The organism is uncultured Rikenella sp. (assembly GCF_910579375.1).
In the GTDB taxonomy this organism is placed as follows: domain Bacteria; phylum Bacteroidota; class Bacteroidia; order Bacteroidales; family Rikenellaceae; genus Rikenella.
This window is the reverse complement of record NZ_CAJTUJ010000027.1, coordinates 1-19,375: the sequence shown is the minus strand read 5'-3', so window position 1 is coordinate 19,375 and position 19,375 is coordinate 1. Positions and strand designations below refer to the sequence as shown.

18 protein-coding genes are annotated in these 19,375 nt (G+C 59.3%); 6 read left to right on the top strand and 12 right to left on the bottom strand.

The features are described from left to right. Nucleotides 1-593 precede the first annotated feature (593 nt). On the top strand, nt 594-2,033 hold the full coding sequence (locus QZ302_RS04365; protein ID WP_294592895.1) for an RNA-directed DNA polymerase: 1,440 nt from the start codon (nt 594-596) through the stop codon (nt 2,031-2,033). On the opposite strand, the gene QZ302_RS04360 is transcribed toward QZ302_RS04365, so the two are convergent. After that, entirely contained in the window at nt 1,984-2,658 is a 675-nt protein-coding gene (locus QZ302_RS04360) for a cytidylate kinase-like family protein (protein ID WP_294592893.1), read from the bottom strand. The genes QZ302_RS04365 and QZ302_RS04360 overlap by 50 nt on opposite strands. A 26-nt stretch (nt 2,659-2,684) precedes the next feature. Continuing rightward, nucleotides 2,685-4,064 carry an MATE family efflux transporter gene (locus tag QZ302_RS04355; RefSeq protein WP_294592891.1) on the bottom strand — a complete coding sequence of 460 codons (1,380 nt, stop codon included), beginning with the start codon at nt 4,062-4,064 and terminating at the stop codon, nt 2,685-2,687. 140 nt (nt 4,065-4,204) lie between these two features. Here QZ302_RS04355 and QZ302_RS04350 point away from each other — a divergent pair, with 140 nt between their 5' ends. From QZ302_RS04350 to QZ302_RS04340, 3 genes are all read left to right on the top strand, one after another. Continuing rightward, a complete protein-coding gene (locus tag QZ302_RS04350; RefSeq protein ID WP_294592888.1) occupies nt 4,205-4,426 on the top strand; it encodes a hypothetical protein in 222 nt (73 codons plus the stop codon). Nucleotides 4,427-4,610: 184 nt separating this feature from the next. After that, a complete protein-coding gene (locus QZ302_RS04345) occupies nt 4,611-4,823 on the top strand; it encodes a hypothetical protein (protein ID WP_294592886.1) in 213 nt (70 codons plus the stop codon). Beyond that, nucleotides 4,808-5,014, top strand: a complete 207-nt coding sequence (locus QZ302_RS04340) for a hypothetical protein (protein WP_294592884.1) — start codon at nt 4,808-4,810, stop codon at nt 5,012-5,014. Before QZ302_RS04345 ends, QZ302_RS04340 begins: the two co-directional genes overlap by 16 nt. A 210-nt stretch (nt 5,015-5,224) precedes the next feature. Here QZ302_RS04340 and QZ302_RS04335 read toward each other — a convergent pair whose 3' ends face one another. From QZ302_RS04335 to QZ302_RS04295, 9 genes are all read right to left on the bottom strand, one after another. After that, a complete protein-coding gene (locus QZ302_RS04335) occupies nt 5,225-5,806 on the bottom strand; it encodes an aminodeoxychorismate/anthranilate synthase component II (RefSeq protein WP_294592882.1) in 582 nt (193 codons plus the stop codon). Between the two features lie 49 nt (nt 5,807-5,855). After that, complete coding sequence (locus tag QZ302_RS04330) at nt 5,856-6,182, bottom strand: DUF2149 domain-containing protein (RefSeq protein WP_294592880.1); 327 nt, start codon at nt 6,180-6,182, stop codon at nt 5,856-5,858. Then, nucleotides 6,179-6,811: a MotA/TolQ/ExbB proton channel family protein gene (locus QZ302_RS04325; RefSeq protein WP_294592878.1), complete on the bottom strand. Its 633-nt coding sequence runs from the start codon at nt 6,809-6,811 to the stop codon at nt 6,179-6,181. Before QZ302_RS04325 ends, QZ302_RS04330 begins: the two co-directional genes overlap by 4 nt. Before the next feature lie 5 nt (nt 6,812-6,816). Further along, nucleotides 6,817-7,491 (bottom strand): hypothetical protein, encoded by a 675-nt coding sequence (locus QZ302_RS04320; RefSeq protein WP_294592876.1) that lies wholly within the window; start codon nt 7,489-7,491, stop codon nt 6,817-6,819. Nucleotides 7,492-7,499: 8 nt separating this feature from the next. Continuing rightward, nucleotides 7,500-11,600 carry a cobaltochelatase subunit CobN gene (locus QZ302_RS04315; protein ID WP_294592874.1) on the bottom strand — a complete coding sequence of 1,367 codons (4,101 nt, stop codon included), beginning with the start codon at nt 11,598-11,600 and terminating at the stop codon, nt 7,500-7,502. Nucleotides 11,601-11,603: 3 nt separating this feature from the next. Continuing rightward, nucleotides 11,604-13,613, bottom strand: coding sequence for a TonB-dependent receptor (locus QZ302_RS04310; protein ID WP_294592871.1), 2,010 nt, complete (start codon nt 13,611-13,613; stop codon nt 11,604-11,606). Between the two features lie 4 nt (nt 13,614-13,617). Then, nucleotides 13,618-14,208: an HmuY family protein gene (locus QZ302_RS04305; RefSeq protein WP_294592867.1), complete on the bottom strand. Its 591-nt coding sequence runs from the start codon at nt 14,206-14,208 to the stop codon at nt 13,618-13,620. 253 nt (nt 14,209-14,461) lie between these two features. Further along, nucleotides 14,462-15,082 carry a response regulator transcription factor gene (locus QZ302_RS04300; protein WP_294592865.1) on the bottom strand — a complete coding sequence of 207 codons (621 nt, stop codon included), beginning with the start codon at nt 15,080-15,082 and terminating at the stop codon, nt 14,462-14,464. Continuing rightward, nucleotides 15,079-15,774 carry a hemerythrin domain-containing protein gene (locus tag QZ302_RS04295; protein WP_294592863.1) on the bottom strand — a complete coding sequence of 232 codons (696 nt, stop codon included), beginning with the start codon at nt 15,772-15,774 and terminating at the stop codon, nt 15,079-15,081. The genes QZ302_RS04300 and QZ302_RS04295 overlap by 4 nt, the downstream gene beginning before the upstream one ends. Nucleotides 15,775-15,922: 148 nt before the next feature. Between QZ302_RS04295 and QZ302_RS04290 the strand changes: the two genes are divergently transcribed. Continuing rightward, nucleotides 15,923-16,834 carry a DMT family transporter gene (locus tag QZ302_RS04290; protein ID WP_294592861.1) on the top strand — a complete coding sequence of 304 codons (912 nt, stop codon included), beginning with the start codon at nt 15,923-15,925 and terminating at the stop codon, nt 16,832-16,834. 73 nt (nt 16,835-16,907) lie between these two features. Here the strand turns inward: QZ302_RS04290 and QZ302_RS04285 are convergent, their stop codons facing one another. Beyond that, nucleotides 16,908-18,245: a DcaP family trimeric outer membrane transporter gene (locus QZ302_RS04285; protein ID WP_294592859.1), complete on the bottom strand. Its 1,338-nt coding sequence runs from the start codon at nt 18,243-18,245 to the stop codon at nt 16,908-16,910. Between the two features lie 178 nt (nt 18,246-18,423). On the opposite strand from QZ302_RS04285, the gene QZ302_RS04280 reads away from it, so the two are divergent. After that, on the top strand, nt 18,424-19,317 hold the full coding sequence (locus QZ302_RS04280; protein ID WP_294592858.1) for an RluA family pseudouridine synthase: 894 nt from the start codon (nt 18,424-18,426) through the stop codon (nt 19,315-19,317). Nucleotides 19,318-19,375: the final 58 nt, after the last annotated feature.

Below are 19,375 nucleotides of genomic sequence, written 5' to 3'. Positions count from 1 at the left end.
GTCGGCTACTTCGGATTCAGCTGGTCGTCCGCGTTCTACGATTCGGGCGACCACTACCGTGGCCTGTGCTTGGATTTCCATTCGCAGAGCCTCGATCCCAGCTGCTCGGACTACCGCGGCTACGGTTTTCAGTTGCGTTGCCTCTCGGAATAAACAGAAGGGAAACAGGGATGCCGGAGTGTCGGTCGTCAAGAGTGGCCGGCAGAGTGAACGATAAATTCAGCAGTCCGCTGACCGACCGGTCAGCTATAGATTGTCAGGTATGCTCCGACTTTCGCCTCGCCGGCGACTCGGAGGCGTATCACTCGAGCGACTGCCAACACGGATGAGGCCCCGGGCTTCCGCAACAACACCTCGGGCGCGCTGAACAACGTCGGCAACGAGGGTTCCGTCTGGTCGGCTGCGACTAACGGGACGAACGGCGTCTATTTGCGTTTCGTCGTGAATGCGGCTCAGCCCAGCAACTCAAACAACCGTGCCAACGGCTTTCCGTTGCGTTGCCTCTCAGCATTTATCGCCCTCCCTGTTTCTTCTTTTTGCGATGCAGCGGATCCGGCGATAAGCGGGAATAATAGCGTTCGAATAAAATAATTATGGAAGAAAATAAAGAAAAGAGTTCAGTCGGCGAACGACCGGACACGTTGCTCGAAGACCTCTTCCGGGCCTACTTCGATGCGCGGAAACACAAACGGAATACACGCAATCAGTTGCGGTTCGAGATGGATCTGGAGACCAATCTGATCGAACTTTACAACCAGATTCACAGCCGGGAGTATCGGGTGGGGCCGAGCGTCTGTTTCATGGTGGAGCATCCGGTCAAACGGGAGATATTCGCGGCCGATTTTCGCGACCGGGTCGTGCATCATCTGTTATATAACTACATCTCGCCGATGTTCGAACGGACGTTTATCGCCGACAGCTATTCCTGTCTGAAAAACAAGGGGACGCTCTACGGTATTCAGCGGCTGGAGCATCACATCCGGTCGTGTTCGGACAATTATCGCGAGAGGTGCTATGTGTTGAAGCTCGATATTCAGGGCTATTTTATGAATATCGACCGGAGGATTATGTTTGAGATTATCGAGCGGGTGATGAGGAAGATGGGGCCGAGGAGGTCGCACAAGGGGAAGCCGTGGAACGAATTACTGGATTACGATCTGATTTTCTTTCTGTTGCGCGAGGTGGTCTTCAACGATCCGACCGAGAATTGCATCATTCGGGGGAGCCGGTCGAAGTGGGCAGACCTGCCGCGGAGCAAGAGTCTCTTTACGTCGCCGAAGGGGTGCGGGCTGCCGATCGGGAATCTGACGTCGCAGCTGTTCAGCAATATCTATCTGAACGATTTCGACCACTTTATCAAGCGTCGGCTGGGACTTCGGCACTACGGGCGGTATGTGGACGATTTTTATATCATCCATCGGGACAAGGAGTTGCTGAAGCGGCATATCCGCGAGATCGATGCCTACCTGAAGGAGCATCTGGGACTGACGCTGCATCCGAAGAAGATCTATTTGCAGGAGATTTCGAAGGGGGTGACTTTTCTCGGGGCGGTGGTGAAGCCTTATCGGCGCTACATGGTCAATCGGACGCGCAACCATTTCAGTGCGTTGCTGATGTCGATGAATGCCTATATCCGGACGCATCCGAGGCCGTCGCGGACGTTTCTGGTCTATATGCAGGCGGCGATGAACTCCTATCTGGGTTATATGACGCACTATAAGTGCTATAAGATGAAGCTGAAGATGATTCCGCGGATGGGCGAGGTGTTGAAGTTGGGATACCTGACGCACAATATGACGCGTTACCGGCTGTGTCGCGAGCTGCGCGACCGGCTGGGCGCGAACGGGGCGCAGTATCGGTTGCCGTGGGAGATGGAGTGCCTGCCGCTCTCGGCGAATCGGTCGGCCCGGGTGGAGGGGCTGCCCGAGGTGGACGAGGACTGGAGGCCGCTACGGGGCGAGACAATGGAGTGGGAGCCGCCGGTCAGCGTACCGGCTCCTGTGTCGGCTGTCCCGACTGAGCGGCGGCGGTAGCGATGCGCTGTTCGGTATAGCTGCGCAAGAGTTCTGCCGTTCGGTCGATCCCCAAAACCGACGAGTCGATACAAAGGTCATAGGAGGTCGCAGCGCCCCACGATTTGTCGGTGTAGAAGTCGTAGTAGGCGGCGCGCTTTTTGTCGATTTTCCGCATCATGTCGATGGCCTCTTTCGGGCTCTGTGCGCCGTGGCAGCGCATGATGCGCGCGATGCGGTCGGCTTCGGAGGCGTAGATGAAGGTGCTGATGCAGAGCGGCTCATTGCGCAGGATGTAGTCGGCGCAGCGTCCCACGATGACGCACGACCCCATTCGGGCCACTTCGTGGATCACGTCGGACTGGAATTTGAAGATGTTTTCGCCGGCCAGGGCGTTCCCCTGGCTGCGCATCGCTCCGCCTCCCATCATGAGGCTGGTGGCCAGGGCGTGCATCAGGGTGCTTGGCGCCTGTTCGTCCGCTTTTTCGAAACATTCCGGGTCGAGGCCGCTCTCTTTGGAGGCTTCGGCGATCAGTTCCTTGTCGTAGTAGGGGATTTGGAAGAGATCGGCGAGCCGGCGGCCCAGTTCGCGGCCGCCGCTGCCGAACTGGCGGCCGATGGTGATGACGAAGCGGGGTGTTTCCATGGCGAACGAATGGTTCTAAGTAGTTGTTATTCAGTGATAGCAGATGAGCTCGGCTGTGGTTGTATCCGGCGGAATTTCCGGAACTGTTTCCAGAGCAGAATCGCGGCCAGCGTAGTGGCGGCGCAGTCGGCCAGCGGCATGCTCATCCAGACGCCGTTCGCGCCGAAAAAGTTCGGCAACACCAACAGAAACGGTACGAGAAAGAGCATTTGCCGGGTGAGGGAGAGGAAAATCGCTTTGGGCGCCATCCCGATCGACTGGAAGAAGTTGGAGGTCACCATCTGGAATCCGACGATGGGGAACATGGCGAGAACGATCCGTAGACCGTGGCTCGAAATGGCGAGCAGTTCCGGGTCGTCCGTGAAGAGCATGGTGATGTGCCGCGGAAAGAGCTGGCAGATCAGAAAGCCGGTGGTGGTGACGGCTACGGCGCAGTAGACGACGTATTTGAAGGTACGGGTCACGCGGTCGAACTTCCGCGCGCCGAAGTTGTAACCGACGATCGGCTGCATCCCCTGATTGAGTCCCATGACGATCATCACGAAGAGCATCGCGATGCGGTTCACGTTGCTGTAGGCTCCGATGTAGAGGTCGCCGCCGTGGTGGAGCAGCGATTTGTTGATCAGGATGACGATCACGCTGGAGCAGACGTACATCAGGAAAGGGGCCATCCCGATCGACAGGATTCCTTTGACGATGGTTCGTTTGAGCCGGATCGTGGCGCGGGTGAAGTGGATGAAGCTCTTCTTGTTCAGGAAGTGGTTCAATTCGAGCCCCATGGCCACCGCCTGTGCGATGATCGTCGCCCAGGCCGCTCCGGCGATCCCCCAACCGAAACCGAAGATGAAGATGGCGTTGAGTATCCCGTTGAGAATCACGGCTGTGAGCATAATTGCCATGGCTCGTCCCGGATAGCCCGAGGCCCGAAGCATGTCGTTCAGCCCGAGGTAGACGTGGGTGATGACGTTTCCCGCCAGAATGATGAACATGTAGCTCCGCGCGAATCCGATCGTGTTGTCGCTGGCGCCGAAAAAGTAGAGTATCGAGTCCAGAAAAGGCAGCCCGATCACCGAGTAGGCGATTCCGATAACGGTGTTGAGGATGATGACGTTGCCGAGAATCAGCAAAGCACTGTCGCGGTCGTCCTGTCCCATCTTGATGGAGAGCTGGGTCGAGGCCCCGATCCCCACTAACGAGCCGAAAGCTGCGCCGAGGTTCATCAGCGGCATGGTGATTCCCAATCCCGACAAGGCCAGCGGCCCCACTCCGTGCCCGATGAAGATGCTGTCCATCAGGTTGTACAGCGATGCTGCCGTCATGGCGATGATCGCCGGGATGGCATAGCGCAGCAAGAGGGTGGATATTTTTTCGGTCCCTAAGAGGAGCGGCGAGGCTTGTTGAGCCATGGTCTGCGGTTAAAGAAAGAGGGGGACGGCGCACTGCGTCCGTCCGGTTCACAAAGATAGCTCTATTTTCGAAGTTGTCCCAACCTAAATTGCGGTTGCGATGCGGGGTTCGCGGGGGAAATTTAGAGTAGAGGCAGTCAGTGGGGCAGTGGTGGGCGGTTCACGTGCCGAGCGGCGCCGCCCCGGGCTACCGCTATCGCATCTCAGGTGCACTATTTTATATTGGTGCCGATGGTTACAGTTGGTCTTCTACGAACCGGGATACGGATGGTCTACACTTGGGATTCGGTATGACCTGGCTCACTCCTTGTCGCATGTATGGTAACGCTCACGGTTTTCAGTTGCGTTGCCTCTCGGAATAAATGGAGGCAAATGCTCCGCCCCGGGCCTCCGCGGCGGTGAGGAGGGCTTCTTATGGCACACCGGAAACGGCGGATACAGCTACTCTGCCTCGATGAACCAACAATCGGGTTTATACCTGCGCTTCATGATGAATGCGTCTCAACCCAGCCACTCATACCACAGTGCCGACGGTTTCCAGTTGCGTTGCCTCTCGGAATAAACGGCAGAGACCCCGCCCCGGGCTTCCGCGCCTTCGATGAGGGCGCGTTGTGGCACGTCGGCAACCGCGGGTTCGTCTGGTCTTCCGCCGCAAGCAGCATCTACGGCCTGGACTTGAGTTTCAGTTCACAGTACCTCTATCCCAGCAGCGTGGACTACCGCGGTCACGGTCTTCAGTTGCGTTGCCTCTCGGAATAAACGGGCGCGCCCCGGGCTACCGCGCACATACCTCAGGTGGATTATGGAGCGTGGGTAGCAATGGCCACAGTTGGGCGACCATAGTCGGCGAAAGCAAGAGTTTTCATTTAAGTTTCAACGCATCGATACTTCTTCCCAATAGCACAAACTACCGGGCCTACGGTCTTCAGTTGCGTTGCCTCTCGGAATAAATGGGTAAGAAATGGGTCAAGACGGAAGATCAGGGAGAAGAGAGCCGGAATGGCAAGATGGTATAAGCGAGAAAAAGATAAAGTGATTATTTTAGTGATTCCGATAAATTCCTGATTGATAAATTACTGGCTGTTTTTATATAAAATTCACTTTCGGGCCGGCCTTTTTGTGATTGACGGATTACCGTTGTAAAACCGTTGCGGCCGGTTTCAGCCTTTCGGGTCGTATCGGAGCCAGTTGGCGATCATGAGTCCCCCCTCCGGCGTGAGGATCGATTCGGGGTGGAACTGCACGCCGCGCACATCGTAGCGACGATGGGCGAGGGCCATGATCGCTCCGTCGGCATCCACGGCGGTCACTTTCAGGGTATCGTCCGGAAATCCGTGCCGATCGACGACCCACGAGTGGTAGCGTCCTACCTCCGGTCGGGCCGGAAGGCCAGCGAACAGCGGGTCGGGCTCGATGATTTCGATTCGGCTGGCGATGCCGTGGCAGACCTGCGGCAGGTTAGCCAGCCGGGCACCGAAGCACTCGGCGATGGCCTGTTCGCCGAGGCAGATGCCGAGGATACTTTTAGAGGGGGCGTATCGCCGGATCAAGGGCAGGAGGAGGCCTGCGTCCGAAGGCACTCCCGGGCCCGGCGAGAGCACGATTTTGTCGTAGGACTCCGCCGCCTCCAGCGGGATCCGGTCGTTGAGACGCACGTCGATCCGGTCGGCCCCGGCCTCGCGGAGCAGTTGGACGAGGTTGTAGGTAAAGGAGTCGTAGTTGTCGAGCACCAGAATTTTCATGTCGTTCGCGACCGGCGGATGTCGGACAAAGATAGACGAAAAATCGGAGCTATTCGGGTACGTAGATGATCTCGCCGTTCTCCAATTCGTAGGCGACGCCCACTTTGCGTCCTTTGGGGCCCGAACTCGTCTGCGATTCGGAGGGTTTGTAGCGCGTAATGGTCTGACCCTCTTTGGCGATGATCTCCATTTCGGGGGTGCCGGGATTTTTGACCATCGTATAGTCTTCCTGCGAGAAGAGTTCGGTCATGTTGAAGCGGGTCACCAGGGCGACCATCAGGGCGACGGCGAAGACCATCGCTACGTCGAAGAGGTTCGAGAGCAGCGCGACCGGGTCGTGGTCTTCGCCCGTGTTCAGGATTTTTCTGCGTTTCATGCCTGCGGGGTGTTGGGGTGAGCGTTCGCGTCCGGGCGGCGCCGTTCGAGCGCGAGGGCCGAGAGGTAGTCCAGCGAGGCGAGGTCGCGGGCGGCCCAGCGTTGTTCGATCTGGAGCAGGACGAAACCGACGGCGCCGGCGAAGAGGCCGATGACGGTGGTGGCGAAGGCGACTTGCATGTTGTAGGCCATGGTGGCGACGTCGCCGGTCGAGAGTCCGGTCAGGGCGGGCCCCATCGGAATCAGGGTGCCCATCAGGCCCAGAATGGGGCCGAATTTGGTCAGCAGCCGGGCGCGTCCCAGTGTCCGGTCGGCGGCGATCTCGTAGTCCGAAACGATGCGGTGGTTGGCGGCTTCGGAGCCGTTGCCGTCGATCAGTCGGCGGGCGGCACGGGTAAAGTCCGATGTCGGCTGGGCGGCGAGCAGTTCGCCGAAAGCGGGAAGGTCGGCGCTGTCGAGGCTGTCGAGTCGGGGACGGATCGCCCGACTGGCTTGGCGGCGTTGCTGGTATCGGTTATAAAAGCCGCCCAGTCGGAAAATCGCCTGGACGAAGACGAGAAGCAGGCCGACGATAACGGGTACCAGCAGGCCGTTCGATATCCAGAAGAGGAGGTTTGAAACGTATTCCATATTTATTAGTTGTGTTGTTTTTTCAGCTTTTTCAGGAGGCGGGGGGCGAAGTATCCCGCGGCGAAGAGCACGCCCGTGACCGACAGGGCCAGCCCCATGCCGCGCCAGTCGATCGGCGCGCTGTGGCTGACCACGATGGCCGACGGATGGAAAACGGTGCAGCAGATTGTGAGTGCGAAAATCAGCATCCCGGTCAGTAAGGTCAGTTCGATGCGGCCCTCTTCCGATGGAATCAGGGCTCGCGTCGCCCAGTCGCCGCCCGTCAGGATCACGAAGAGGCCGATGGCCAGCCAGATACTGACGGCGGTGAACGAACTTCCGGCGAAGGTGAAAAAAAGATTGATTTGCAGGTAGAATATCGCAGGGAAGATCAACAGGGTCGGGATGTATCTCATCCAGCGGGTCTTGCGCCGGGGAACGATCCTTGCCCGACAGTTGCCGAATGTCAGCAGCAGGTCGAGCATCACGATCAGCGAGATGTTCATCAGGGCATCTTTGGCGTAGAGCGCCTGTTCGACCTGGAGCTTGTTGAGCTCCAGCGCATACGGGTGGCAGAACCAGACGAAGCCGGCGCAGAGCAGGCCGAACACCACCCCCTGCCAACGTCGGGGCAGGAGGCTGTCGGTCAGTACCGTCTTGACGAGCGCCAGCAGGGTCAGAAGGAGTAGAACGCTTTCCATAGTCGGGGTTATGCCTTTCTTTTACGCAGCTTGCGGATGATTCGGATGCCGCCTGCGGCGGCGCAGATCAGGCCGAAGGCTCCCAGGGCGATACCCAGGCTGCCGAAGGGTCGGCGGGTGTCGGCGGCGCGGTTCAAGGTCTCTTTTTTGAGCACCGTTCCCTGCTGTTCCGTGCCCTCCGACGGGGCGGCGGAAAGGGCCCGGTCGACGGATGTCCGGTAGGTTTCGGCCTCTTCGGGAGTCAGTTGCCGACCGATGAAGTCGCGCAGTTTGGCGTTGTCGCAGGTGAAGCCGCTGCATGCCGCTCCGTGACGGGTCACCAGCCCGCTGTGTAGTTCGGAGAGGCTCTTCAGCTGTTCCGGCGTAGCCTGCCAGTAGCCTTTGCGGGCGGTCTCCAGCATGACGGCTGTCATCTCTTGCAGGGCGGCGGGGTTTTCGCGTTCGAAAAAGGCTTGGGTGCCTAAATGCAGGTGGTCGGCGACATAAATATGATAGATGCCGTCCCAGATCTCCCGGTCGATGGCTGCCGGTTTCATGACGTTCCATCCGTAGGTGTTCCGCACGACTTCGGTCAACCGTTCGGCCGAAGAGGCGCCTCCCTGCATCTGTTCGCGGATATAGACCGGATTGAAGAGGGTGGTGCGCGTTTCGACGCCGATGGCGGCTTTGAGCTCTTGTACGCGGGCGTGGTGGCGGTTGCGCAGGTCGTTGAAATAGGTGTCGGGATCGCGCCCCGTCACGTTCCGGACGGTCAGGTTCAGGCCGCCCATGAATTCATACACGTGGTCGAGGCTCAGCGCGCCCCAGGTGTGGCTTTGGCGCGGCTGGACGACGGCATCGGTGTTCTGCAGGGCGGCTTCGAAGAGGCCGGGATGGAAGTCGCCCCACGCTTCGGAGCTGCCGTAGGCGGCGCCCATGTTGTTGAGGTAGGTCGCGGCGATTTCGTTGTCGGACTCCCACCGGTCGCCGCTTTCGACCAGCGCAGTAATGCCGGTGCCGGTCATGCCGTTCAGGCCGCCGAAAATCCGGCGGGTCGAGAGTTCGCGGGCCGCTTTCGGTGAAAAACCTTTTTCGAGCAGCACTTTTTCGGCAGCCAAACGTCCCTGGGCGACGTAGTTTTCGCCGTCGTCGAGTGCGGCTGTCAAGTCGACCGCTTTCTGGATCAGGGCTAACCGGGAAGCGGCTAAGTCGCGCAGCTGGCCGGAGGTCTGTACCACCACGTCGATCCGCGGGCGGTTCAGCTCGGAGGCCGGAACCGGACGGATGTCCATCACACGGCCGAACTGGTCGCGGATGGGCTCTACGCCGAGCAGCCACAGAATCTGGGCGATGGTGGCTCCTTCGCTTTCGATGAAGGCGCCCGACCAGAGGGTGAAACTCACTTTCTGCGGATAGTTGCCGCCGTGGTTTTTCAGGTAGTCGGCCAGCATCTGTTCCCCCATCGCGACGCCTTTGGCCCAGGCGTCGGGCGAGGGAGTCGCCTCGGCGTTGATGGAGTAGAGGTTGCGCCCGGTGGGCAGGGTGTTCGGGTTGGCGATGTAGTCGCCTCCCGGCGTCGGGGCGAGGTAGCCGCCGTTCAGGGCTCGGACGAGCGATGTCAGTTCGGCGTTCGGGCTCTCTTCCAGGGCGGAATGGTAGTTGCGCACGTTCGTTACCGCGTCGGCGATCTGGGTCAGGGCTTCGGCCCATGCTTTTTCGGCAGCCGATAGGGTGTCGGTCGGTACGGTGGATGGGGCGGCGGGTCTGGCGCGAAGCATGGCCAGGCGGTTTTTGGGCTGCGACAGAGTCTGAATCTGTCGGGCCCGGGCCAGCTGTTTGGGCGAGATGCCCAGCGAAGTCAGGGCGGCTTCCGTCGTCCATGCGGGCTGGGTCAGCAGGCGTTCGACCGTCTGACGAGCGGAGGTTTGGTAGCGGCGGTTGAAAAATGCAGCCCGGTCGATCTGCTTCTGCGTGACTTTACCCGTTGCCTTGTCGAGTGCGGCCAGTCCGTAGGCGATCGGGTCGGTGGCGAGCAATTCGACCGACGAGCGGATCTTTTCCGGGGGGAACGCCGCGCCGAGGGTGTACATTCCGCCGGCGATCTTCTCGGAGCAGAGCTCTTCGGCGAAATTTTCGATCCGTTCGATCTCTTCGTCCGTGTAGGGCCGATTCGGCACGCTGTCTAATTTCAGATCGCGATGGAGCCCCATTTGCAGGGTCAATTGTTTGATGGAGAGGTTTTCGTGTGGCATCCGTTGGGACTCTTCTTGGGCGAGGTAGTTTCGGATGCGTTCCGACAACGTCTCCACCGTGCTGCGCAGGGCGGTTTCGATAAAAGGCGGGGTCAGGTGCGATACGGTGGCGGCGTAGGTGCGCCGTTTGGCGATGATCCCTTCGCCCACGTCGCCGATCGTGTAGAGATAGAGGTGGGGCAGATCGCCCACTAACCGGTCGCTCCAGTCGGCGGTCGAGAGGGCGACCTGTTTGCCGGGGATGAACTCCAGCGAGCCGTGCGTGCCGAAGTGGAGCATGGCGTCGGCGCCGAAACCGTAGCGTGTCCAGAGGTAGGAGGCCAGGTAGTGGTGCGGCGGGATCGGGTTGTCGCCGTGAACGGCGGCGAAGGTATTCTCGCCGGTGCTTTGGGTCGGCTGGGGCAGCAGGACGATGTTCCCGAACCGGATCCGGGTTACGGCGATGCTGTCGCCGGCGGTGTAGAAGGCGCCCGGAGCTGCGCCGTGTTTGGCGGTCAGCTCGGCGTACTGTTCCGGTCGCAATGTCTGGCGAAGCCAGCTGTCGTAGTCTGCGGACGGAATCAGTTCGGGATGACCGGAGTGCAGGTAGCGCTCGATGTTCCCCTCGGCATAGCTGTTGAAGACCGGGCCGCGCTCCATCACCAGTTCTTCGAATTCCTTTTCCGAAGCGGGCAGGCCGCTCAGGTCGTACCCCTCGCTCTGCAGTTTCTTCAGAAAATTGTACAGCGAGGGCAGTACCTCGAGTCCCGAGGCGACCAGCGAGTGGCTGCCGGGGCCTTTGAAGTAGTAGACGGCCACTTTTTTATTCTTGTTGGGCTTCGTGCGGAGTTTCAGGTAGTTCGCGACGGTGGCGGCGAATTGTTCTGTCCGGCCGGGTATGGATTTGAAAAGGTAGAGTCCCTCGTTGTCGATGAATTGGGCGTTGAGGGCCATCGGAACAATGCCGCCGTCGAGTTCGGGCATGACGATGCTCTGGCTCAGGAAACCGCTTACCATTCCCTGTCGGTCTTCCATCCAGCGGTCGTAGGTGTCGTTGAGGGTGAGGGGGCAGAAGAGCGGAATGTTCCGTTCCCGGAGCCACTCGACGGCCCGTTCGCCCTGTCCCATCGCCAGACGGCCGTGGGGCAGGTAGACGACGGCGTCGGGCCCGATCTCCTGCAACAGCTCCAGCCGTCGGCCGAAGCTCGAAATCGGATAGACGTTCATGCCGCGCCGTTCGAGTGCCGTAATCAGTGAGTCGAGGTGCTCTTTGTTGGTGTCGAACGGCCCGGCCATGCCGACCAGCAGAGTCACTTTCGGGCCGTTTGGGCGGCGGAAACCCTGAGCGGTGTAATAGGTGTCGAACTCGTCGACAGTGGAGAAGGTCTGTTCGTCGTCCAGATGGAACAGGACGTCGCTGCTGATCGCCACGGGCGGTTCGACGGGGCCGGTAAAGAGCTTCCGGCCCTTCAGTTCGCGGCGGATGTAGTTGAACAGGCTGCGGTAGTTCCGTGTGCCGCCGTTGTCTAGGTAGGCTTTCACGGTGGACTGTCGGACGGAGTCGAGGCTCGTGATGCGGTTCACGGGGTCGGTCACCGAGGTGGAATAGATCGGTGTCCCTTTGGCCTTGAGTTTTTCGAGCAGGGCCCGGTGGTCGTCAGTCATCCGGATGCCCATGCCGAAGATCAGCACGGCGTCGTAGTTTTTCAAGGTCTCGAACTCTTCCAGTTCCACCGAGAAGAGTTTGATCGAGCGGTTATCCAACGATTGGGCCATGCGGGCCGTCTGGTAGCGCGGGAAATTGACCAGCGCCACCCGGGTCGGTCTCAGGAGAGCGTAGCCGACGCCCGCGAGTGCGAGGAGAACGAAGCCGAGCAGCAGTATCTTTTTGCGGTTCATAGGTTAGTGTTTTTTTCGGGCGAGTTGTTCGATGTCGAGCGAGAGACCGGCAAAAAAGGTGATTCCCGGCGAGACGGAGGTGTTGAAACTGTGGACGTCGGGCCGGTAGTCGAACAGGTTGTCGGCGCCGAGACTGAGGCTTACGGCGTTGCGGAGCCGTTGGGTCACGACCAGCTTCCACATGGTGTAGGCCGGGTAGCGTTGCCGGTAGAGGGCTCCCGTCGTGCCGTCCGGATTCACGTAGGCGTCGTCGAAGGTGTGGGTCGTCACGGCGCTCAGGATGCGGCCGGTCAGGTTCACGTCCAGTCCGTAGTTCTGGCGCTTGAGACCGTATTCGAACCGGACGGTGGCTGTGTGCGGCCGGGCGGTCGAGGTGTTGACCCCGTCCACCGGCTGGGAGTCGTGGATGTAGGCGTACGATGCGGTGATGCCGAATCCGTAGGGGAGTTTGACCGAGACGTTGGCATCGATGCCCCACACGGTGGAACGGCCGATATTGGTGTAGAACGAGGAGTCGGCTGCGGCATTCCAGACGGTCGAGATCTTGTCCCGGATGCGGTTGTAGTAGCCGATGACGGAGGCGGAGACGCGCTTCTGTGTGTATTCGGCCGACAGGGAGAAGTTTCGGCTCTTTTCGGGAATCAGGTCGGGGTTGCCGATCAGCTGGAACATCCCCTGGTGACTCCAGTCGGTATACAGCTCCTTGAGCGTCGGAGATTTAAACCCTTCGCCGTAAGAGGCCCGGAAGGTCATGGGGCGGAGCTTGTACATCAGGGAGACTTTCGGGCTGACGTGGGCGCCGTAGGTCGAGTGGTAGTCGAGACGGGCGCCGTAGACGAGGTTGAGTTTCGGAACGAGGTTCACGTCGTGCTGGGCGAAGGCTACGTAGGTCTCGGTCGAGTGTTTCGGGTCGTCGCTGTCGAACTGGTAGGTGTTCAGTTTGTCGCCGAAAAATTCGAGACCGGCGGTCAGTGTCCCGGCTTTGCGGAAGGTGTTGTTGTATTGGAGCCGGGCCGTATGTTGTATGTTGACGTAATTTTTGTCTTTCTCGTCCAACCGCAGGTAGTAGTCGAACTTGTCGTATTCGTCGAATTTGTAGCTCGCCTCGATGTTCTGTCGCTCATTGACGGCGTAGTTCAGATGGATCCGGCCGGTGTAGCCGCGGAACAGGTCGTGGACTTTGTCGCTGGAGTATTGTTCGTGGTTGTAGTAGGTGCCGGCGAGGGTCATGGTGAGCGGATCGACCGGTCGGATGACGAATTTCTGATCGATGTCCCAGTCGCTGTAGCCGTAGATATATGTCGTGCCCAGTGTCTCGCCGTCGGGCTGCTGTGTGCCGTCGGGATATTCGATATAGGAGAATTTCCGGTCGGTCATCGAATAACTGTTGCGGTGTTTGTAGGTGCCCGTCGTGAAACTGTTGAACCGGCGGGTGTTGAAGCCCAGCGAGCCGCCGTAGCGTTGTTCGTTGAGGCTTCCGTATCGGCCGTTGAGGTTCAGCTGCCAGGGCTCGGTGGCTTTCTTGGTGATGATGTTCACCACACCGCCGATGGCGTTCGAGCCGTAGAGGGCCGAGGCGGCTCCCTTGACTACTTCGATCCGCTCGATGTTCGCTACGTTCAGCCGGTCGTAGTCGATGTTGTCGCGGGCTTCGCCGGCGATCCGTTCGCCGTCGATCAGGAAGAGCACGTAGTTGGCGCCCATGCCCGCGAGATTGATGTTGGCGGTGCCGCCGTGGCTGGTGAATTCGATGCCCGGCATGACCAGCTCCAGCAGGTCTTTGACGGTGGTGGCGTCGGTTTTCCGGATCTCTTCGGAGCGGATCACGCGGGTGATGACCGGAGCGTCCTTGAGCAGCTTCGGCGTGCGGGTGGCGGTCACCACGATCTCTTCCGATTTCAGGTCGTAGAGCGGATCGTCGGCTCCTCCGGGAGGGGTTTTCTCTTTGGCAGAGAGGGCCGGACGGCCCAGCAGAGCCAGGCTGCCGACCATCAGCAGAGTTTTGTGGCGCATGGTCTTATTTTACCGGATATTCGTATGTGAAAGTGATGTGGCCGCCTTCGCCCAGGTCGTTGGTGTAGTCCTCAAACCGTACTTTGGCGTATTTGCCTTCGGCCGTGCGGATCAGGTAGATGTCGGGGTGTACGACGTAGGTCGGCGGCATGCCGGAGCTGGTATACCAGTCGGCGAGTACTTCGTTGCGGGACTGGTCGGCGGTTTCGCGCATGGTCGGGAATGTGATCTCGGCCCGGACGTCGGGTGTGTAGGTGACTTCGGCGGGATTTTCGGTCACGGCGCTCATTTCGGCCGCTTCGGTTTTGAAAGCTCCTCCCCGGCCGGGGCCCGAGGCTCCGCCGTTGGTGCGGATGTCGCCTCGGTGGAAAGCGAGATCCCACGAACGGCTGTCGGCGAGGGCGGTATAGCTGCCGTCGGTCTGAATGGTGTCGCTTTGTTCGAACGAGAAGTAGGTCCAACGGTCGAAAACGGGCGCGCGTACGGTGAATGTGCCGCTGGCGGGCGGAGGGGTGACTCCTTTGTCGTCTTTGCAGGCAGTGAAAGTCAGCGTGGCGCACAGAAGGGCCGAGAAAAAGAGCGAACGTTTTTTCATGGTATATTTTTTTGTTGTGAATCGATTGGGAAGGCAGAGATGAAAAAGAGCTCCTGTCCGTTTCCGGCATGGCTTCCGGATGGGACAGGGGCTCTCGGGCATTTATTTAGTTGGCTTACAAAATAAATTCGCTGACATCTTTGCGTGATTTTTACATCGCAAAGGTCAGCGAATCCGGGCGGGGCGGAAATCCCCAAATGTGAGGAAAAAACGGAGAGGATATCCCCGATTTTGGTAGTGGGACGAGGAGCGATTATTCGACCTCCGACTGGTCTAACAGGTTGTTCAGCAGGGCGTAAACCGTCAGCCCCGAGACGGTTTTGATGCCGGTCTTCCGGCTGATGTTCTTGCGGTGCGAGATGACGGTGTGTACCGAGATGTGGTGCGCGTCGGCGATCTCTTTGTTGGTCATCCCTTTGGCCACGGAGACGAGGATCTCGCTCTCGCGGTCGGTCAGTTCGTAGTTCTCTCCAGTCGCGTTGTCGCTCTCCCGGGCCCGTTCTTCAATGGCCCGGCGCAGCTTGCGGACGATTTTCGGTCGGTCGTCGTAGATGTGCACGGCGCCGTGGTACTGCTTCAGTGTCTCCGGCTCGATAAAGCCGTAAACGACGGCTACCCAAGTCGTTTCGGGCAGGCGGTCGAATAGGCCGTGGAGGGTGTTCCGTTTTCGAAAGTCGATCACGGCGGGGTCGATCAGTACCAGGTCGGGTCGCACGATCGGAGCGCGTTCGAGCAGCGGGTCGAGCTCGTCGAAAAGGCCGCAGAGGTCGAACTCGCCGCCCGTGCCGGTCAGCACGGACTGCAATCCGGCGGCGAGCAGGGGCGAAGGCTCGACGATGGCGAGCCGGATTTTTTTGTTCGGTCGGTCGTTCATCGCGTCTTCTCCTCCAATTGTTCGACCAGTGGTACCAGGATGCGATCCTCGATCAGGGAGTGTTTGCTCAGGTCGTCTTCCAGCAGGAAAAGGTCGAGCAGCAACCGGTTGCGCGACGCTTCGGGCAGGCTGTCGGGCAGGTATTTGATGAGGATGTTTTTCAGGTCGCCCAGTTTCTCTTCGATGTTGCTGTGGTTCTCCTCGAACTGGCCGATGGAGTAGCCTTCGTCGGAGAGGCGCCCCTCCGACAGGTTGTGGATATAGGGGAAGACGACGGTCTCTTCGTAGTTGAAGTGGCTGATGACCTCGCGGCTGTAGTCGTCGAAGAAGTGTTCCAGAATCCGTCCGTTCCGGGCTTCGCAGCCGGCGGCGAGGGTGAGCACCTGTTGCCGGATTTCGGGTATCTGGTTATCGAGGTAGTCGGTGTGCGACCGGTGCAGGTAGCGGGTCAGCTCTTCGGCTGTGAATGAATCGAGCTGGTCGGGTGAGGGCAGGAAGTCGTCGAAGGTGTAGATGTGGCACACCAGCAGAAAAAGGCTGGTCGAGAGGTCGTGCGCGCGGCAGATGTCGCCGACGCTTTTTTCGCCGAAACCGAGCCGGATACCGAACCGAGGCAGCACGAACAGCAGTCGGTAGTTGGTGTGGATCAGTTCGGCCATCTTCTGGTGTTCCGAGAAGAGCAGGTGTTTCATGGGCAGTCCAGGAGGAGTTCGTTCGGTGCAAAGATGTCGATTTCGGAGCAGATGTGAAAATCGACGCTGGTCGAATGGGGGAATTCGGCAGCGGCCGGTGGCGCCGGTGGCGCCGGTGGCGGGATTTATCCGTATCTTCGCGGGAGCTATGAAAAAGACAGTCGCTACACCGCGGCAGGAGGCCGCACGAAAGACCCGGGGAATCGCTTATGCGTTGATCTCTTCCGCCACATTCGGACTGATTCCGTTGTTCACCGTTCCGATCTTGTCGGCGGGGACGATGTCCGGGCCGTCGATTTTGTTTTACCGTTTCGGGCTGGCGACGATTTTGATCGGTCTGATCGGAGCGATGCGGGGAAAGAGTTTCCGGATCAACTTCCGGCAGGGGACGAAGCTGGTGGTGCTCGGGTGGTTCTATGCCGCCACGTCGATGTGGCTGTTGGAGTCGTACAGCATGATTCCCAGCGGGGTGGCGACGACGATCCATTTCCTCTATCCGGTGCTGGTGACGCTCATTATGATGACTTTTTATCACGAACCGAAGTCGATTTGGATTTTCGGAGCGTCGGCGGTCTCGATCGCCGGAGTGGCGCTGCTCAACTGGACGGGCGGCGCGGTCAGCTATGAGGGGATTGCGACGGCGCTGCTCACGGTGGTGACCTATTCGATCTATATTGTCGGGGTCAATAAGTCGGGGATCGGACGGATGGATCCGATTCCGCTGACTTTCTACATCCTATTGGCGGGGGCGTTGATGTTTGCTACGCATGCCGAGATGACGACGGGAATCGAGCTGGTGCGGGACGGGCGGACGGCGTTCAACCTGCTGGTGCTGGCGCTGGTTTCGACGGTGATTTCCGACCTGACGCTGGTGATGGCGGTGGAGCGGGTGGGGTCGACGATCGTTTCGGTGCTGGGGTCGCTGGAACCGCTGGTGGCTGTCCTGGTGGGTGTCTTCTGGTTTTCGGAGCCGTTCGGGTGGAAAGGTGCGCTGGGGTTGAGTCTGATTATCGGGTCGGTGGTGGTCGTAATCCTCCAAACGGAGAAGAGGCGTAAATAATTTTCTTTAAAAACAAACGGGGAGACGCCGAAGCAGCTCCCCGTTGCCGGATTTACGGTATGGAAATTCTCCGTTAGAAGTTGAACTGAACCATCATTTGAGCCCGGTTCGCATGCGCTTTGGCATGATCCGCATTCTTGCGCGTGCCGTAGAGGTATTCCGCGCCGACGCTGAAAGCCGGAGTGATGTGGTAGAACAGGTTACCCACGATGTATTGCGACAACCGATAAGTGTCCGGAGCCTGAGCAAAATAGTTGTTGCGGTTCCATACGCTTACCTGACTGTACGCTGCATTCATCTGCCAGCTCGGGCTGAAATTCACCTGGAAACCCGCCAACCAGCCCATGGCCGGCAAAGTCTGCAAACGGCCGCTCCGCAGCGGATTCGAAACCAGGTCGTAGCCGTTGCCGTTCAGGTCCTGGATGTAGTTTTCGATCCCCTCGCCGTAGACCACCTGTCCGAAAACGTTCGCCGCACGACTCAGCGCGATCCGACCGCTCAGCATGGCCCCCCAGCCCACCTTTGTGATGGTACTCAGGTTCACATTGTCGTAGTAGTTCATCGTACGGATGATCCCCGACGCACGCAAGTGGCTGCGCCCCTGCGCCCAGTTGTACTGGAAGTAGACCGGGAAGTCCGGAACCCGTTGAGGTACGATATAGGCCGCTTCGCCCGGAGTCGTGGCGCTCACGCCCGGCATTTCGGCCGCTACCGCGAATTCCCAGTTCGGGCTGATCTGCAAGTGGTAGCGAACCATCAGATTCCGTTGGTACGTATAGGCATTCGGCCCCTGGAAGTCGATCGTGGTCGGCGCAGCGTCCAGGTCGACGAACGTCGTGGTGCGCTGACCGAACGTCAGGCCTTTGAACGACACATAGGCCTCGCGCAACCGAAGAACGTTGTCTCCGCCGCGGAAGTCCGTTTCGACGTAGGTCTCGATGTTACCCAGCGCCTTGGTGTGTACGATGGTCTTGAAGAAGAGCCGCGAGGTGCTGGCATCCATCCGGAAACGCTGTTTGTTCGACGGCGTCTGGATCATCGGGATGTCGTACGTCACGAAGTCCTTATTTTGGATCACATTGCTCCAGTCATACGTCGTCCGGAAGCTGACGAAGCCCCCGATCCCGAACACCGCCTTGTTGGCCCGATCCGAGATGATGAAATTCGGGACACCCGATTGTTGGAACCCCGGTTTGACGGTTTGGGCATAGATGTCGATCGCCCGGCCTTTCAGCATCCAGACGTCGTCCGTTTGCGGATCGGCGCCGATGATCCATACCGTGTTGCGTTTGTCGTGGCGGTGCCGTTGCGGATTTTCGCTGGAGGCGGCGGTAGAGGCATCGTCGGCCCAGGCGCCGAGCGATCCGAGCCCGAGAGCTGCGGTGGCCAGTAACGTGTAGAAGGTTTTCATAAAATAAGATGGTTTAAATGGGTAAATAATGAAATAGGTGGATATAAAAACCTCCTTGGGCAGGAACAATTTTTGTGCCACAGGCGATGCGACCGGCGGACGGAAGAGGCGTCGGTTCGTTCGCGTTCTATGAGGCGGCGGGTAGGGTTTGTGCCGCGAAATCCCTATTTTTGTCCCCATGAAAACAAAATCGCAACCGGCTTCGGGCCGCATACAGATCGCAGTAGAGGAGGGGAGTACGTTGTTGCCCTTTCTGTTCGCCTATTTTTCGGGCCGGAGCCGGACGACGGTCAAATCCTATCTGGCTCACCGCCAGGTCGCGGTGAACGGGTGTATCACGACTCAGTTCGATACGCCGCTCGTGCCGGGCGATCGGGTGGAGGTTGATCTGGGGCGGGTGCGCGAGGGGATTTCGCATCCGAAGTTGCGCATCGTCTACGAGGACGACGACCTGATCGTGGTCGAGAAACGGAACGGGCTGCTCTCGGTGGCGACCGACAAGCAGATTATGCAGACGGCCTACAGCATCCTGAGCGAGCATGTGAAACAGGACGATCCGCGGAACAAGATATTCGTCCTGCACCGTCTGGATCGGGAGACCTCCGGGCTGATGATGTTCGCCAAGAGCGAGGAGGTGAAGACCCGGGTGCAGAGCAGCTGGACGGAGACGGTCGTGGAGCGGAAATATTATGCGGTGGTCGAGGGGCGGGTGGAGCAGGCCGAGGGGGTGATTTCGACCTACCTGACCGAGAGTAAGGCGATGAAGGTCTATGTGACGAACCGCGAGGAGGGGAAGAAGGCCGATACGGCGTTTCGGGTGTTGAAGTACTCGGCGCGGAACGACGTGACACTGCTGGAGCTGGAGCTGGAGACGGGCCGCAAGAATCAGATTCGGGCGCACATGGAGTACATCGGTCATCCGATTGTCGGCGATAAGAAGTACGGTTCGCGGCGGGCGTTGATCGGCCGGGTGGCGCTGCATGCGGGGGTGCTGAGCTTCATCCATCCGACCACGGGGAAACGGCATGACTTTTCGACGCCGGTGCCTCGGAAATTCTCGGAACTCTTTTAGCCGGCGGTGGTCGAAAATGAAATCGGCGGGGCGAACCTTTGCAATTCAGGTTCGCCCC

What these genes read in the sequence shown, in the direction of transcription:
- QZ302_RS04365 (WP_294592895.1), top strand. Translation starts at nt 594, where the DNA reads ATGGAAGAAAATAAAGAAAAGAGTTCAGTCGGCGAACGACCGGACACG.
- QZ302_RS04360 (WP_294592893.1), bottom strand. Translation starts at nt 2,658, where the DNA reads ATGGAAACACCCCGCTTCGTCATCACCATCGGCCGCCAGTTCGGCAGC.
- QZ302_RS04355 (WP_294592891.1), bottom strand. Translation starts at nt 4,064, where the DNA reads ATGGCTCAACAAGCCTCGCCGCTCCTCTTAGGGACCGAAAAAATATCC.
- QZ302_RS04335 (WP_294592882.1), bottom strand. Translation starts at nt 5,806, where the DNA reads ATGAAAATTCTGGTGCTCGACAACTACGACTCCTTTACCTACAACCTC.
- QZ302_RS04330 (WP_294592880.1), bottom strand. Translation starts at nt 6,182, where the DNA reads ATGAAACGCAGAAAAATCCTGAACACGGGCGAAGACCACGACCCGGTC.
- QZ302_RS04325 (WP_294592878.1), bottom strand. Translation starts at nt 6,811, where the DNA reads ATGGAATACGTTTCAAACCTCCTCTTCTGGATATCGAACGGCCTGCTG.
- QZ302_RS04320 (WP_294592876.1), bottom strand. Translation starts at nt 7,491, where the DNA reads ATGGAAAGCGTTCTACTCCTTCTGACCCTGCTGGCGCTCGTCAAGACG.
- QZ302_RS04315 (WP_294592874.1), bottom strand. Translation starts at nt 11,600, where the DNA reads ATGAACCGCAAAAAGATACTGCTGCTCGGCTTCGTTCTCCTCGCACTC.
- QZ302_RS04310 (WP_294592871.1), bottom strand. Translation starts at nt 13,613, where the DNA reads ATGCGCCACAAAACTCTGCTGATGGTCGGCAGCCTGGCTCTGCTGGGC.
- QZ302_RS04305 (WP_294592867.1), bottom strand. Translation starts at nt 14,208, where the DNA reads ATGAAAAAACGTTCGCTCTTTTTCTCGGCCCTTCTGTGCGCCACGCTG.
- QZ302_RS04300 (WP_294592865.1), bottom strand. Translation starts at nt 15,082, where the DNA reads ATGAACGACCGACCGAACAAAAAAATCCGGCTCGCCATCGTCGAGCCT.
- QZ302_RS04295 (WP_294592863.1), bottom strand. Translation starts at nt 15,774, where the DNA reads ATGAAACACCTGCTCTTCTCGGAACACCAGAAGATGGCCGAACTGATC.
- QZ302_RS04290 (WP_294592861.1), top strand. Translation starts at nt 15,923, where the DNA reads ATGAAAAAGACAGTCGCTACACCGCGGCAGGAGGCCGCACGAAAGACC.
- QZ302_RS04285 (WP_294592859.1), bottom strand. Translation starts at nt 18,245, where the DNA reads ATGAAAACCTTCTACACGTTACTGGCCACCGCAGCTCTCGGGCTCGGA.
- QZ302_RS04280 (WP_294592858.1), top strand. Translation starts at nt 18,424, where the DNA reads ATGAAAACAAAATCGCAACCGGCTTCGGGCCGCATACAGATCGCAGTA.